Raw genomic sequence first — 15,439 nt, forward strand, 5'->3', positions numbered from 1 at the left:
TATAAAAGCCCAAGATCAGAAAGGATCTGAGATGACTGACCAACAGAACACTGCAGCTAGCGAAGAAGAAACCGCACCGCAATTCTCCTTGCAGCGCATCTACGTACGTGACTTGTCCTTCGAAGCCCCGAAAAGCCCGGCGATCTTCCGCCAGCAGTGGGAGCCGAGTGTCGGTCTGGATCTCAATACCCGTCAAAAGGCGCTGGAAGGCGACTTCCATGAAGTCGTACTGACCCTGTCGGTCACCGTGAAGAACGGTGAAGAAGTGGCGTTCATCGCCGAAGTGCAGCAGGCCGGTATCTTCCTGATCAAGAACCTGGACGACGCTTCGATGAGCCACACCCTGGGCGCGTTCTGCCCGAACATCCTGTTCCCGTATGCGCGCGAAGCGCTGGACAGCCTGGTAACCCGCGGCTCGTTCCCGGCCCTGATGCTGGCGCCGGTGAACTTCGACGCCCTGTACGCGCAAGAGCTGCAACGCATGCAGGCGGCGGGCGAGACTCCGACCGTTCAATAATCTGCGCTGCTGAAAATCGCGGGCAAGCCCGCTCCCACAGGATTGTGCAAAACCTGTGGGAGCGGGCTTGCCCGCGATTGTTTCTGTCAGGCGAAAATGATTTCGGACTACTTGAAGTCGTTCTGCCGCCAGGCTTCGTACACGGCGACGGCCACGGTGTTGGACAGGTTCAGGCTGCGGCAGCCTTCGCGCATCGGCAGGCGCAGGCGTTGTTCGGCGGGCAGGGCGTCGAGCACTTCGGCGGGCAGGCCACGGCTTTCCGGGCCGAACAGGAACGCATCGCCAGGGGCGAAACTCACGTCGTGAAACGGCCGCGAGCCCTTGGTGGTGAAGGCGAACAACCGCGGATGACCGAGGCTTTCCAGGCAGCTGGCCAGGTCCGCATGGCGTTGCAGAGTGGCATACTCGTGGTAGTCGAGGCCCGCCCGGCGCAGGCGCTTGTCGTCCATCTCGAAGCCCAGCGGTTCGATCAAATGCAGGTGGCAGCCACTGTTGGCGCACAGCCTGATAACGTTGCCGGTGTTCGGCGGAATTTCTGGTTGGAAAAGGATGACGTGAAACATGCACGGCTCCGAAGGTAGAGATGAGCGGCATTCTACGCCGCAAGCCGACCCTCGTTCGAAACTATTCCCGCGTGTGATGGCTTCGCTGGCAATCGTGGGGGTGATGGTGGGGTTGATGATCGGTCGCCTGACCACCCCCGACCCCAGCCAATTGCAACAAATCGAAGTGACTGGTGACGGGTTGGTGGTGTGGTTCAACAATGAACCCAAGACCCACGGCGAGATCGTGGAAGGCAGTGTCGCGCTGTTGTTCGAGGCGCAAGGCACGGCGCAGAAAGGCCAGCTCAAGCTCAACGGCAAGGATGTGAACTGGCGAACGCGATTGAGTGACGAGGGATTGTTGCTGACGCTGGTGGCGGCCCGTCCCCTTCAGGGGGAGTGGGCCGGCAGCGAGGTCGATGACCGCTGGCGGCTGGAGATCCATCTCCGGGAGCAATAAAAGAGGGAATCCCCGGCCTGCCTGTACCAAGGTCCCCAAAACGGGAGGGTTCGCGCATCGCGTCTGAACCCGGTGTAAAGAGGGAATCCCCGGCCTGCCTGTACCAAGGACCCCAAAACGGGAAGGCTCGTCGCTTGTGCGGTGTGAGCCCGGTGTAAAGAGGGGAATCCCCGGCCTGCCTGTACCAAGGTCCCCGAAACTGGGTGGTGATCTGAATCACTGATGGGACTATTGCAGGGCGCGTGCCAGGTTTTAACAAGTTGAAACAGAAAGTCGCGTAGAAAAGCTGAAAGCCCCGTAATCCGGGGCTTTCGTGTTTTTTCGATAGGGGTTCGATTGCGAATACAAGCGGGGTTTTGGTTCAGTTGCCGTGCGCGATTGCGGTTCACGGTGCCTTCAGGCGGTGCACGACAGGCCTCAAAAGCATCGCGGGCAAGCCATGCTCCTACAGGTCATGCGCCATTTCAAAACTAGCGCATAACCTGTAGGAGCATGGCTTGCCCGCGATTGGATCTTAAGTGCGACGATAACTCTGAGGCTGTTTAGCCCTCATCCCCCTCATCATCATCCCCACCATCAACCTTCATCCCCAGCTCCTTGATCTTGCGAGTCAGGGTATTGCGCCCCCAGCCCAGCAACACGGCCGCATCGCGGCGGCGGCCGGCGGTGTGCTTGAGGGCGGTTTCGATCATGATCCGCTCGAAGGTCGGCACGGCGCTGTCCAGCAGGCTGGACTGACCGCGAGCCAGTGCCTGGTCGGCCCATTGGCGCAGCGCCTGTTCCCAGTTGGTCACCGGAGCCGAATCCTGCGGAAGGCTCAGCAACTCCGGTGGCAGGTCGCCGATATGCACTTCGCGACCCGACGCCATCACGGTGATCCAGCGGCACGTGTTCTCCAGCTGGCGCACATTGCCCGGCCATGGCAGGTTTTTCAGGTATTCCTCGGTTTCGTTTTTCAGCAGCTTCGGCTCGACCGCCAGCTCCTGCGCGGCACGGCCGAGGAAGTGCTTGGCCAGGGTCGGGATATCTTCGCGGCGGTCCGACAGGCGCGGTATGTGGATGCGGATCACGTTGAGACGGTGGAACAAGTCTTCACGGAATTTCCCGGCATTCACCAGGGTTTCAAGGTTCTGGTGCGTGGCGGCGATGATCCGCACGTCCACCTTGACCGGGACGTGACCACCGACACGGTAGAACTCGCCATCGGCCAGGACCCGCAACAATCGAGTCTGGGTGTCGGCCGGCATGTCGCCGATTTCATCGAGAAATAGCGTGCCCCCGTCCGCCTGCTCGAATCGCCCGCGACGCAGGTTGGCGGCGCCGGTGAACGCGCCTTTTTCGTGGCCGAACAGCTCGGACTCCATCAGGTCTTTCGGGATCGCCGCCATGTTCAATGCGATGAACGGCGAAGCAGCCCGCGGGCTGTGGCGATGCAGGGCGTGGGCCACCAGTTCTTTACCGGTGCCGGATTCGCCGTTGATCAGCACGGTGATGTTGGAGTGGCTCAAGCGCCCAATGGCGCGAAACACTTCCTGCATCGCTGGTGCTTCACCGATGATTTCCGGCGTGCGGGTCAGTGCGACCGGGACTTCCAGACCTTGTTGTTCCTGAGCATGCTGGTTCGCGCGTTTGACCAGGGAAACCGCTTCGTCGACATCGAACGGCTTGGGCAGGTATTCGAAGGCGCCGCCCTGATAGGACGCGACAGCGCTGTCCAGATCGGAGTGCGCGGTCATGATGATCACTGGCAGCCGTGGGTGTTGCTCGCGAATCCGCGCCAGAAGGTCCAGGCCGCTGGCACCGGGCATGCGGATGTCGGAGATGATCACGTCCGGCTGCTGGCGCGCCAGGCGGCTCATCACGCCATCGGCGCTGTCGAAGCTTTGCGTGGTCATGCCTTCCTGCTGCAAGGCTTTTTCCAGGACCCAACGGATAGAACGGTCGTCATCGACGATCCACACGGTTTCACTACGGCTCATGTCGATGTGGCTCCTTGTTCCAGTGGCAGAAAGATCGAGAAGGTGGTGTGGCCGGGGTGGCTGTCACATTCGATCAAGCCCTGGTGCTGGCTGATGATGTTCTGGGTAATGGCCAGGCCCAGCCCGGTACCGTCCGGACGGCCGCTGACCATGGGGAAAAAGATGGTTTCCTGAAGATCCGCAGGAATGCCTGGACCGTTGTCGATGATTTCGATCTTGGTCACCAGGCGATGGCGCACGTGGCCAATGGTGAACTGGCGCATGGCGCGGGTGCGCAGGCTGATGCGACCCAGGCGCAGCTCATTCTGGCTGCTGATGGCCTGCATCGCATTGCGCACGATGTTCAGCACGGCCTGGATCATTTGTTCGCGATCGATCAGGACGTCTGGAATGCTCGGGTCGTAGTCGCGCACCAAAGTGATGCAGCCCTGGCTTTCGGCCTCGACCAGATGGCAGACGCGTTCCAGCACCTCGTGAATGTTGCACATGGCCAGCGATGGCAGCTTGTTCGAGCCGAGCATGCGATCGACCAGGTTGCGCAGGCGGTCGGCCTCTTCAATGATGACATTGGTGTAGTCGCGCAGGCTTTCTTCCGGCAGCTCGCGGGCCAGCAGCTGCGCCGCGCCGCGAATACCGCCCAGCGGATTCTTGATTTCATGGGCCAGACCGCGCACCAGCATCTTGCTGGTTTCCTGCTTTGAAAGCTGCGCTTCTTCCTTGGTGATACGCAGCAAGCGGTCGCGGGGGTGGACTTCGAGCAGCAGCAATGTGTCGCCGCCTGAAAGGATCGGCGTTACCGCGTAATCGACCGTGAGGGTCTGGCCGGTAAGTGCGGTAAGCATCGCTTCGCGCTTGGTAAAGGGATGCGCTTGCTGTACCGCCTGGCGCAACGAATTCAGCGCCTCGGTGGATTCGGTAAACAGCTCGCTGATGAACTGCCCATGGCTGCGCTGGCCGCTGATGGCCAGGAGCATCTCCGCCGCGGGGTTCATGTACTCAAGGCGCAGGTCGGCGTTGAGCAGGATGGTGGCGGTGGTCAGGTTGTCGAGCAGCAAGCGGTGTAGTGCGTCGCTGATGGTCATTCAGGACCTCTTTTGGCGCATGAATAAAGAGCTGATGCGAGCAAACTGCAAAAACCAAACCAAGGCTCTGAAAAGAAGCGTTTAAGCGCTGAAACGGGCGTTTGACGCTCGATTGCGTGGCGCTTTGCCAGCTTTCGCGGGTAGTTTCGAACCAAAATGGGCTGCATCGCCCGCGTTGTGCAACCATTCGCACCAATATAGTGCGAAAGCTTGGGCGAGGTTGGAAGAAGCGCAGAATCGCGCTTTTTTATTTGGCGGGGTTGTCCGAGAGCAATCGTTCAGCGCTTGTGCACGCGCTGCACGGTGAGGCTTATGGTCGGGCTCTGCTGCACGACGGTTTCGCCATTGATGACTTGCACTGCGAGGCTATGCAAGCCGCGATCGATGTTCACCAGTTGCAGGATCGGTACGTTGCTGGGTTGTCCGTAGGGTTGGCCGTCGAGCAACAGTCGCAAGAGATGCGAGCCTTGCAGGCGCGGTTTGATCAGCACGTTGACGGTGAAGTTGCCGTTGTTGGCGCGCAGGGCTTCGGTGGTGGGCAAGCCGGTGAGTTCCAGTACGTCGTAGGCGATGCGGGGCTGATCTGGCGCATGGGGGGATGGGGGAGGCGCTTGCGTGGGGTGGGGCTGAACGCTGTTGAGCGGTGGCAGTTCGACGGGCTGCACGGTGACGCCATCAGGTGGTTGATTGCTATACGCCGTGTTGCCTTGGGCGTCGGTGTACTTATAGATCTGCGCTGTAGCGGGCAGGGCAATCAGCAGCAGAATGAAGAAAAAACCACGACCCATGAAATCGACCGGAAAGAAATACGATGGGTTGAAGCATATGTCAGGCTGGATGGTTATCCCAAACCCTTAACATTTGGGTGTGATTCACCAAGTCTCCCAAGCTTATCAAGTCCTTGTGGGAGCGGGCTTGCCCGCGAAAGCAATCTGTCTGACACATGGATGTTGGATGTGCCGACCTCTTCGCGGGCAAGCCCGCTCCCACAGGGTTCTTCGCAGGTTTAAAATCCTGGCAATAAAAAAGGCCTCCCGAAGGAGGCCTCTTTGTCACGCCGCTTGCGCAGGCGCTACCGGATTAGCAGCTGTAGTACAGCTCGTATTCCAGTGGGTGTACGAAGGTACGTACCTTGATTTCTTCTTCGCTTTTCAGGGCGATGTAAGCGTCGATGAAGTCGTCGCTGAAAACGCCGCCTTTGGTCAGGAACGCACGACCTTTGTCCAGCTCTTCCAGGGCTTCTTTCAGGCTGCCGCAAACTTGTGGGATCTCTTTCGCCTCTTCAGGCGGCAGGTCGTACAGGTTTTTGTCAGCTGCATCGCCAGGGTGGATCTTGTTCTGGATGCCGTCCAGGCCAGCCATCAGCAGTGCAGCGAAGCACAGGTACGGGTTGGCAGCCGGATCCGGGAAGCGTGCTTCGATACGACGGGCTTTCGGGCTCGACACGTAAGGAATACGGATCGAAGCCGAGCGGTTGCGAGCCGAGTAGGCCAGCATTACCGGAGCTTCGAAGCCTGGAACCAGACGCTTGTAGGAGTTGGTCGCCGGGTTGGTGAAGCCGTTCAGGGCCTTACCGTGCTTGATGATGCCGCCGATGAAGTACAGGGCGGTGTCGGACAGGCCGGCATAACCTTCGCCAGCGAAGGTGTTCTTGCCTTCTTTCCAGATCGACATGTGTACGTGCATACCCGAGCCGTTGTCGCCGTACAGAGGCTTAGGCATGAAGGTAGCGGTACGGCCGTAGGCATCGGCAACGTTGTGCACGACGTACTTCAGGGTTTGGGTTTCGTCGGCTTTCTTCACCAGGGTGTTGAACTTGACGCCGATTTCGTTCTGGCCGGCAGTTGCCACTTCGTGGTGGTGAACTTCGACGGTCAGGCCCATTTCTTCCAGTGCGTTGCACATGGAAGTACGGATTTCGTGGTCGTGGTCGAACGGCGGAACCGGGAAGTAGCCGCCTTTGACGCCTGGACGGTGGCCTTTGTTGCCGCCTTCGATGTCCTGGTCGGACATCCAGGAACCTTGTTCGGAGTAGATCTTGAACATGGAGCCGGAAATGTCGGACTTGAACTTCACTTGGTCGAAGATGAAGAACTCTGGCTCTGGACCGGCGAACACGGTGTCACCGATACCGGTGGATTTCAGGTGCTCTTCGGCGCGCTTGGCGATCGCACGTGGGTCGCGGTCGTAGCCTTGCATGCTCGAAGGTTCGATGATGTCGCAGACCAGGATCAGGGTCGGCTCTTCGGTGAACGGGTCCAGAACAGCGGTGGAGTCGTCCGGCAGCAGGATCATGTCGGAGGCTTCGATGCCTTTCCAGCCAGCGATGGAGGAGCCGTCGAACATTTTGCCGACTTCAAAGAAGTCATCGTCCAGCGCATCGCGAGCCGGCATGGTCACGTGGTGCTGAGTGCCCTTGGTGTCTGTGAAGCGCAGATCAATCCACTTGACGTCATGATCTTTGATGAGTTGAACCGACTTCGACATAGTGTCCTCCGGGTGGATTAGGGCTGGTAGTGGATGCCCTTAAATGTTTGTGATGCCGGCGCGAATACTCTGCCAAGGCAACCTGCCTCACAAGGGAGCAAATTGCATGCCAGTGCCCCACCATGGGTTTTTTGCCCCAAATTCACGCTTATAGAGGTACAAAAGGCTTTAAAGCAGAAAATTGCGCCCCTTAATGTGGCGCCGAAATCGAAAATTGACCTGTTTTGGTGCGTGCAAAACCTTCTGCACATTAACTGGTTAAACCTTGAGCAATTTCCGCTATAATCCGCGCCCCCCTTTTTCGGCAGGCCTCGCGCGCGCTGTTTCCATGAAATTAATCGTAAAAGTCTTTCCAGAGATCACCATCAAGAGCCGCCCGGTACGGATGCGTTTCATCCGCCAGTTGGCCAAGAACATCCGTGCCGTGCTCCGTGACCTGGACCCGGCTGTGGTGGTGAACGGCGTGTGGGACAATCTCGAGCTGGAGACCCGCGTCAGCGACCCCAAGGCCCTGAAGGAGATGGGCGAGCGCCTGAGCTGCATGCCAGGTATCGCGCACTTCCTGCAAATCGACGAGTACCCGCTGGGTGACTTCGATGACATCGTCGAGAAGTGCAAGCAGCACTACGGTGATGCACTGGCCGGGAAGATTTTCTCGGTACGTTGCAAACGTGCCGGCAAGCACCCATTTAGCTCCATAGACATCGAGAAATATGTCGGCAGCCAGTTGCGCCGTCAGTGCGGTGCCGCCGGAATCGACCTGAAAAAGCCTGAAATCGAAGTCCGTATCGAAGTTCGCGACCAACGGTTGTTCGTGATCCACAGCCAGCACAACGGTATCGGCGGTTATCCGCTGGGTGCGCTGGAGCAGACGCTGGTGCTGATGTCCGGCGGTTTCGATTCCACCGTTGCGGCCTACCAGATCATGCGTCGCGGCCTGATGGCGCATTTCTGCTTCTTCAACCTGGGTGGGCGTGCCCACGAACTGGGCGTCATGGAAGTCGCGCATTTCATCTGGAAGAAGTACGGCAGCTCGCAACGCGTGTTATTTGTCAGTGTGCCGTTCGAAGAAGTGCTGGGAGAAATTCTCGGCAAAGTCGATAACAGTCATATGGGCGTAGTATTGAAGCGTATGATGTTGCGCGCTTCCTCCCAAATTGCCGATCGACTGCACATCGAAGCGCTGGTGACCGGTGAGGCGATCTCCCAGGTGTCGAGCCAGACGTTGCCGAACCTGTCGGTGATCGATTGCGTGACCGACAAACTGGTCTTGCGCCCGCTGATTGCCAGCCACAAGCAGGACATCATCGACACGGCCAACGAAATCGGCACCGCCGACTTCGCCAGGCACATGCCGGAGTACTGCGGGGTCATCTCGGTGAACCCCAAGACCGCTGCCAAGCGCCATCGCGTGGAGCACGAAGAGAAAGAATTCGACATGGCAGTCCTTGAGCGTGCGCTCGAGAACGCCAAGCTGGTACCGATCGATCGCGTGATCGACGAATTGGGCCAGGATTTGCAAATTGAAGAAGTCAGCGAAGCGCTGGCCGGTCAGATCGTCATCGACATCCGTCACCCGGATGCCGCTGAAGACGACCCGCTGGACCTTGCTGGCATCGAGGTACAAACGATGCCGTTTTATGCACTGAACGCTCGTTTCAAGGAACTGGACCCTACTCGCCAGTACCTGCTTTATTGCGACAAAGGCGTGATGAGTCGCCTGCATGCCCACCATTTGCTCAGTGAGGGACATGCCAATGTGCGCGTTTATCGACCGAGCTAAGTGCCCGGGGCTGTTTGCCTGTGGCTTGCGTCACCGGCCCCCCGACGCCGCCGTCAAGCTGTAACGGCAAGGCCTGACTCTACTGTAAATCGCTGCCAAGACTTGTCAGCACACCGAATCCTCTGATCGAGATACACAAGTGATCGAAAATCTACGCAACATCGCCATCATTGCCCACGTTGACCATGGTAAAACCACCCTGGTAGACAAACTCCTGCGTCAATCCGGCACCCTGGAGCGCAACGAGCTCAACGACGAGCGCGTGATGGACTCCAACGACCAGGAAAAAGAGCGCGGTATTACCATCCTGGCGAAAAACACCGCCATCAACTGGAACGGCTACCACATCAACATCGTGGACACCCCGGGCCACGCCGACTTCGGCGGCGAAGTAGAACGCGTAATGTCGATGGTTGACTCCGTTCTGCTGCTGGTTGACGCTCAAGACGGCCCTATGCCGCAAACCCGTTTCGTGACCAAGAAGGCTTTCGAAGCCGGCCTGCGTCCGATCGTGTGCATCAACAAGGTTGACCGTCCAGGCGCGCGTCCGGACTGGGTTCTGGACCAGATCTTCGACCTGTTCGACAACCTGGGTGCCACCGAAGAACAACTGGACTTCAAAGTCGTCTACGCCTCGGCCCTGAACGGTATTGCCGGTCTGGACCACAACGAAATGGCTGAAGACATGACCCCGCTGTACCAGTCGATCGTCGACAACGTACCAGCGCCGGCTGTTGACCGTGACGGTCCGTTCCAGATGCAGATCTCCGCACTGGACTACAACAGCTTCCTGGGTGTTATCGGTGTTGGCCGTATCGCTCGTGGTCGCGTCAAGCCGAACACCCCGGTTGTGGCTATCGGCGCCGACGGCAAGAAGCGCAACGGTCGTATCCTGAAGCTGATGGGTCACCACGGTCTGCACCGTGTAGACGTTGAAGAAGCGGCTGCAGGCGACATCGTGTGCATCAGCGGTATGGAATCGCTGTTCATCTCCGACACCCTGTGCACCCCGGACAACGTCGAAGCGATGAAGCCGCTGACCGTTGACGAGCCAACCGTTTCCATGACCTTCCAGGTAAACGACTCGCCATTCTGCGGTAAAGAAGGCAAGTTCGTGACTTCCCGTAACATCAAGGAACGTCTGGACAAAGAGCTGCTGTACAACGTTGCACTGCGCGTTGAAGAAGGCGACTCGGCTGACAAGTTCAAGGTTTCCGGCCGTGGTGAGCTGCACCTCTCGGTACTGATCGAAACCATGCGTCGCGAAGGCTTCGAAATGGCTGTAGGCCGTCCGGAAGTGATCATCCGTCTGGTTGACGGCGTGAAGCACGAACCGTACGAAAACGTCACCATCGACCTGCCGGAAGAATCCCAGGGCAAGGTGATGGAAGAGATGGGCCTGCGTAAAGGCGACCTGACCAACATGGTGCCGGATGGCAAAGGCCGTGTACGTCTGGAATACAACATCCCTGCTCGTGGTCTGATCGGTTTCCGTAACCAGTTCCTGACCCTGACCAACGGTGCTGGCATCCTGACTTCGATCTTCGACCGTTACGACGTGATGAAGTCCGGCGACATGTCCGGCCGTCAGAACGGCGTTCTGGTTTCGGTTGAAACCGGCAAGGCACTGACCTACTCCCTGGAAACCCTGCAGGCGCGTGGCAAGCTGTTCGTAGAACACGGTCAGGAAATCTACAACGGTCAGATCGTTGGTCTGAACAGCCGTGACAACGACCTGGGCGTCAACCCTACCAAGGGCAAGAAGCTCGACAACATGCGTGCTTCGGGTAAAGACGAAACCATCGCCCTGGTTCCACCTGTTCGCTTCACCCTGGAACAGGCTCTGGAATTCATCCAGGACGACGAGCTGTGCGAAGTGACTCCTAAGTCCATCCGTCTTCGCAAGAAGATCCTGGACGAAAGCGAGCGTACCCGCGCTGCGAAGAAAGCCAAGGCATAAGATTTAGCCTCGGCTGAACGAAAACGCCCCCGGTCGAAAGGCCGGGGGCGTTTTTGTTTGTCTGGGTTTTTTGTAGTGTTTGTCCGGGCCTCTTCGCTGGCAAGCCAGCTCCCACAGGGTTCGGTGTTGTACACAAATTATGTGAACACCAAAAATCACTGTGGGAGCTGGCTTGCCAGCGATGGCGTCCGGTCAGCCGCCACAAAAACCAGAGATGATCAGAAGCGCTCGATACTCCGCGAATTGGTCTCACGCACCACTTCCTTCGGCTTGTACGCGCAATACCCCGGCCGTGGGCCGATTTTCGGGTGGTTGCGGCACGTATCCGGGCGCTTTTCATAAATAGTGCACAGACGGCTCTTACGATCCAGGTACAGGCAATCGTTGTTGCTCATGCGCTGGAGGGTGAAGATCTCGGATTTCTGGTTGTAGCGCTCGACGATCCCTTCCTTCTGCAGGCGCTTGGCGATGTTCTTTGGCGGGTCGCCGCGTTCGAACTCGTCGACGATGCCGATGCGGATCAGGTCCTTGATCTTGACCTCGACCGGCAGGGTGCAACAGCTCGATAGGCAGGAGCCGCACATTGGGGCAGAGTACTTGGCCCAGGTATCGAGTCGGTCGATCTCCGCGGCGGCGATCAGGTTCGGCTTCATCATCGGTTGTTACCAGCGTGTGCATCAGGGCGCGCGATCATACCGGGACTGGTGGATTTTTGAACAACCTTTCGCCAGTTTTTTTCACGGACATGCAGCAGCACCGCTAATCCGGCACGGCCCCTGCATTGATTCAGGTACACGACAATGCATTGCCGGCTTGACGCGCATTAACAGGAAAAACTGCCGAACCAGAGGCTATACCGTCTGTCAGACCGTCTAGTCTCAGACAATTCCAAGCTCGCTCGAGGTCCTATCGATGACTCAAGAACCACTTGTTCGCGAAGCAGAGGTGGCCGCATTCCGCGACGCCGTCTTGACCAAACTCACCTACGCGGTGGGCAAAGACCCGGATCACGCCTTTGACCATGACTGGTTCGAAGCCATTGCCCTGGCAGCGCGCGATCACATGGTCGAGCACTGGATGGACCACACCCGGCAGATTTACCGCAAAGGACAGAAGCGGGTTTATTACCTCTCCCTGGAATTTCTTATCGGCCGACTGCTCTACGACAGCCTGAGCAATCTTGGCCTGCTCGACGTGGCACGCGAAGCCCTGACCGAGCTCGGCGTCGACCTTGAACGCATCCGCCTGCTGGAGCCCGATGCGGCGTTGGGTAACGGTGGCCTCGGACGACTGGCGGCGTGCTTCATGGAAAGCATGTCGACCTTAGGGATTGCGGGTCATGGCTACGGCATTCGTTACGAGCACGGCTTGTTCCGTCAGGCCGTCGTCGACGGTTGGCAACAGGAGCAGACCGAACACTGGCTGGATTTCGGTAACCCGTGGGAGTTCGAACGGCCGGAAGTGGTTTATCCGATCGGCTTTGGCGGCGGCGTCGAGACCGTGACCGATGAAAACGGCAAGTCCAAGCAAGTCTGGCATCCAGCGGAAACCGTGCGGGCCATTGCCTATGACACGCCGGTGGTGGGTTGGCGCGGGGCCAGCGTGAACACGTTGCGGCTGTGGCGCGCACGGGCCATGGAAGACTTGCACCTGGAACGCTTCAATGCCGGTGACCACCTGGGGGCGGTGGCAGAAGTGGCCCGGGCCGAAAGTATCTCGCGGGTATTGTACCCGGCAGACAGCACCGAGGCGGGCCAGGAACTGCGGTTGCGCCAGGAATACTTCTTCGTCGCCGCATCCCTGCAGGACTTGCTGCGCCGCCATCGCAACATGCACACATCGGTGCTGACCCTGGGCGATCACGCGGCGATCCAGCTCAACGACACCCACCCCTCGATTGCCGTGGCCGAGTTGATGCGCCAGTTGGTCGATGTCTACGACGTGGCATGGGACGCGGCGTGGCAGGTCACGGTCGACACGCTTTCCTACACCAACCACACCTTGCTGCCCGAGGCGCTGGAAACCTGGCCGGTGGGCCTGATGGAGCGCATGCTGCCACGGCACATGCAGATCATTTACCTGATCAATGCCCAGCACATCGACTCGCTGCGGGCCAAGGGCATCCACGATTTCGACGTGTTGCGCGCGGTGTCATTAATCGAGGAAGACAACGGTCGACGGGTGCGCATGGGTAACCTGGCGTTCCTTGGCTCCCACAGTGTCAACGGCGTATCCGGCCTGCACACGCAACTGATGCGCAAGACGGTGTTCTCTGAGCTGCACAAGCTTTATCCGCAGCGGATCAACAACAAGACCAATGGCATCACGTTCCGCCGCTGGCTGTACCAGGCCAACCCGGAGCTGACCTCGATGCTGGTCGATGCCCTTGGCCAGGACCTGCTGGACAAGCCCGAGGAGCGCTTGCTCGAGCTGCAACCGTTCGCCGATAAGTCGGCGTTCCGCAAAGCGTTCGCCGAACAGCGTCTGCACAGCAAAAAGGCCCTGGCCTACCTGATTCATGAGCGATTGGGGGTGGCGGTCAACCCGGCGGCGATGTTCGACGTGCAGGTTAAGCGGATCCACGAATACAAGCGCCAGCTGCTCAACCTGATGCACACCGTGGCCTTGTACCAGGCGATTCGTGCCGAACCTGAAATCGACTGGGTACCACGGGTGAAGATCTTCGCCGGTAAAGCGGCGGCCAGTTATCACCAGGCCAAGTTGATCATCAAGCTGACCAACGACATCGCCCGGGTAGTGAACAACGACCCGACCGTACGCGGCTTGCTCAAGGTGGTGTTCCTGCCCAACTACAACGTCAGCCTGGCGGAGAGCATCATTCCGGCGGCGGACCTGTCCGAGCAGATCTCCACGGCCGGCTTTGAAGCCTCGGGCACCAGCAACATGAAATTCGGCCTCAACGGTGCACTGACCATCGGCACGCTGGACGGTGCCAACGTGGAGATGTCCGAGCGCATCGGCGTCGAGAACATGTTCATCTTTGGCCTCAGTGCCCAGCAGGTTGAAGCGCGCAAGCAGAACCACGAGTTCAGCGCGGTGCCGGACATTGCCGCGTCCCATCGACTCAACGATGTACTGCAAGCCATTCGCGGCGGGGTGTTCTCGCCGGATGATCCATCCCGTTACACCGGGCTGATCGATTCGTTGGTGGACTACGACCGCTTCCTGGTCTGTGCCGATTTCGATTCCTACTGGAATGCGCAAATGCGCGTCGAAGCCCTTTGGCATGATTCCGAACAGTGGTGGCGCTCGGCGGTGTTGAACACCTCGCGCATGGGCTGGTTCTCTTCCGACCGGACGATTCGCGAGTACGCCACGGAAATCTGGAAGGCGTTGGAGTAACGCTGCGGTCGGATCGATATACTAGGCGCGCAGCAAAAGATCGCAGCCTCCGGCAGCTCCTACAGGTAAATGCAAACCCCTGTAGGAGCTGCCGGAGGCTGCGATCTTTTTTGGGGCTGGCTACGCTAGTCTTTCAGGATTGCGCTCAAGGATATGGATCATGCAATGGATGTTCATGCTTGTGGGCCTCGTGCTGGGCTGGATACTCGATGAGTCGTTCAGCGATGCGTTGCTGGGTGCCCTGCTCGGGTTGGGAATCGGGCAGGCCGTTCACATCGGCAGGCTGGGATCGCAGGCCAACGAGCAGCGTCGCCTGCTTGAACAGGCGCAGCTTGCACTGCGGACGGTCGAGCAACGCCTGGCTGTGCTGGAGGGGCCTGGGATCAAGGAGCCGGAAGCCAGCGCTGCCGTTCCAGTTGCGGACATCGCTGTCACTCAAATCCCCGTCGAAACCCCGGAACTGATCTGGGAACTGCCACCCGAACTGGAGCCGGTCGCCGCAGCGGTTAACCAAGCCAGGCATGCGCAGCCCCTGGATGCGTGGAAACCAGCGCCAACCGACCGCGAACGCGCCAATCCCCCGGAACCGAACCTCGTCGAGCGCGCCATCAACGCTGCGCGTGCCTGGCTATTGGGTGGCAACACCGTGCTGCGGGTGGGTGTAGTGCTGCTGTTCCTCGGCCTGGCCTTCCTGCTGCGCTACGCCACCGAGGGCATGGTGGTGCCAATCGAGTTGCGCTACGCCGGTGTCGCGGCGGTTGCATTGGGCCTGCTCGGCCTTGGCTGGTGGCTGCGAACGCGTAACAACGATTACGCCTTGATGTTGCAAGGCGCCGCAATCGCCGTGCTGTACCTGACGGTGTTTGCCGCGATGCGCCTGCATCCGTTGCTCGACCCCTCGGCGGCGTTTGGCCTGTTGGTGGCGGTGACGGTGTTTTCGGCGATCCTGGCCATTACCCAGGATGCACTGGGCCTGGCTGCCGCCGCCGCGCTGGGCGGATTCGCCGCGCCCCTGCTGGCTTCCACGGGGGCTGGTAGTCACGTCGCGCTGTTCAGTTACTTCGCCTTGCTCAACGCCGGCATCCTCGTTATCGCCTGGTTCAAGGCCTGGCGCTTGCTCAATGTCATCGGTTTTACCGGCACTTTCGGTATCGGGCTTGCCTGGGGCTTGCGCTCCTATACGCCAGAGTTGCTGTGGAGCACCGAACCCTTCCTGATTCTGTTCTTCGTGATGTACCTGGCCATCGGCTTTTTGTTCGCCCGACG

12 protein-coding genes are annotated in these 15,439 nt (G+C 59.1%); 6 read left to right on the top strand and 6 right to left on the bottom strand.

The features are described 5' to 3' along the window. Positions 1 to 31 precede the first annotated feature (31 nt). The gene (gene secB / locus PMI35_RS19015; RefSeq protein WP_008058540.1) at positions 32 to 517 is read left to right on the top strand and encodes a protein-export chaperone SecB; all 486 of its coding nucleotides are present in this window, start codon (positions 32 to 34) and stop codon (positions 515 to 517) included. 107 nt (positions 518 to 624) lie between these two features. Here secB and trmL read toward each other — a convergent pair whose 3' ends face one another. After that, positions 625 to 1,080: a tRNA (uridine(34)/cytosine(34)/5-carboxymethylaminomethyluridine(34)-2'-O)-methyltransferase TrmL gene (gene trmL / locus PMI35_RS19010; RefSeq protein WP_008058542.1), complete on the bottom strand. Its 456-nt coding sequence runs from the start codon at positions 1,078 to 1,080 to the stop codon at positions 625 to 627. On the opposite strand from trmL, the gene PMI35_RS19005 reads away from it, so the two are divergent. After that, entirely contained in the window at positions 1,079 to 1,519 is a 441-nt protein-coding gene (locus tag PMI35_RS19005) for a hypothetical protein (protein ID WP_032831540.1), read from the top strand. The genes trmL and PMI35_RS19005 overlap by 2 nt on opposite strands. A 542-nt stretch (positions 1,520 to 2,061) precedes the next feature. Here PMI35_RS19005 and ntrC read toward each other — a convergent pair. The 4 genes from ntrC to glnA form a co-directional block, all read right to left on the bottom strand. Further along, positions 2,062 to 3,498 carry a nitrogen regulation protein NR(I) gene (gene ntrC / locus PMI35_RS19000; protein ID WP_008058546.1) on the bottom strand — a complete coding sequence of 479 codons (1,437 nt, stop codon included), beginning with the start codon at positions 3,496 to 3,498 and terminating at the stop codon, positions 2,062 to 2,064. After that, a complete protein-coding gene (gene glnL / locus PMI35_RS18995; RefSeq protein WP_008058548.1) occupies positions 3,495 to 4,580 on the bottom strand; it encodes a nitrogen regulation protein NR(II) in 1,086 nt (361 codons plus the stop codon). The genes ntrC and glnL overlap by 4 nt, the downstream gene beginning before the upstream one ends. 278 nt (positions 4,581 to 4,858) lie before the next feature. After that, complete coding sequence (locus PMI35_RS18990; RefSeq protein WP_008058550.1) at positions 4,859 to 5,368, bottom strand: DUF4124 domain-containing protein; 510 nt, start codon at positions 5,366 to 5,368, stop codon at positions 4,859 to 4,861. 292 nt (positions 5,369 to 5,660) lie between these two features. Then, entirely contained in the window at positions 5,661 to 7,067 is a 1,407-nt protein-coding gene (glnA, locus tag PMI35_RS18985) for a type I glutamate--ammonia ligase (protein WP_008058552.1), read from the bottom strand. 328 nt (positions 7,068 to 7,395) lie between these two features. Between glnA and thiI the strand changes: the two genes are divergently transcribed. Together thiI and typA are read left to right on the top strand one after the other, a co-directional pair. After that, a complete protein-coding gene (thiI, locus tag PMI35_RS18980; RefSeq protein WP_008058553.1) occupies positions 7,396 to 8,850 on the top strand; it encodes a tRNA uracil 4-sulfurtransferase ThiI in 1,455 nt (484 codons plus the stop codon). Between the two features lie 139 nt (positions 8,851 to 8,989). Then, positions 8,990 to 10,810 carry a translational GTPase TypA gene (typA, locus tag PMI35_RS18975; RefSeq protein WP_008058555.1) on the top strand — a complete coding sequence of 607 codons (1,821 nt, stop codon included), beginning with the start codon at positions 8,990 to 8,992 and terminating at the stop codon, positions 10,808 to 10,810. Positions 10,811 to 11,028: 218 nt separating this feature from the next. Here the strand turns inward: typA and PMI35_RS18970 are convergent, their stop codons facing one another. Further along, entirely contained in the window at positions 11,029 to 11,466 is a 438-nt protein-coding gene (locus tag PMI35_RS18970) for a YkgJ family cysteine cluster protein (protein ID WP_008058557.1), read from the bottom strand. A 256-nt stretch (positions 11,467 to 11,722) separates the two neighbouring features. On the opposite strand from PMI35_RS18970, the gene PMI35_RS18965 reads away from it, so the two are divergent. Together PMI35_RS18965 and PMI35_RS18960 are read left to right on the top strand one after the other, a co-directional pair. Beyond that, on the top strand, positions 11,723 to 14,173 hold the full coding sequence (locus PMI35_RS18965; protein WP_008058558.1) for a glycogen/starch/alpha-glucan phosphorylase: 2,451 nt from the start codon (positions 11,723 to 11,725) through the stop codon (positions 14,171 to 14,173). Between the two features lie 160 nt (positions 14,174 to 14,333). Next, a partial coding sequence (locus PMI35_RS18960; RefSeq protein WP_008058560.1) for a DUF2339 domain-containing protein occupies positions 14,334 to 15,439 on the top strand: 1,106 nt, incomplete at its 3' end.

Source organism: Pseudomonas sp. GM78 (genome assembly GCF_000282475.1).
In the GTDB taxonomy this organism is placed as follows: domain Bacteria; phylum Pseudomonadota; class Gammaproteobacteria; order Pseudomonadales; family Pseudomonadaceae; genus Aquipseudomonas.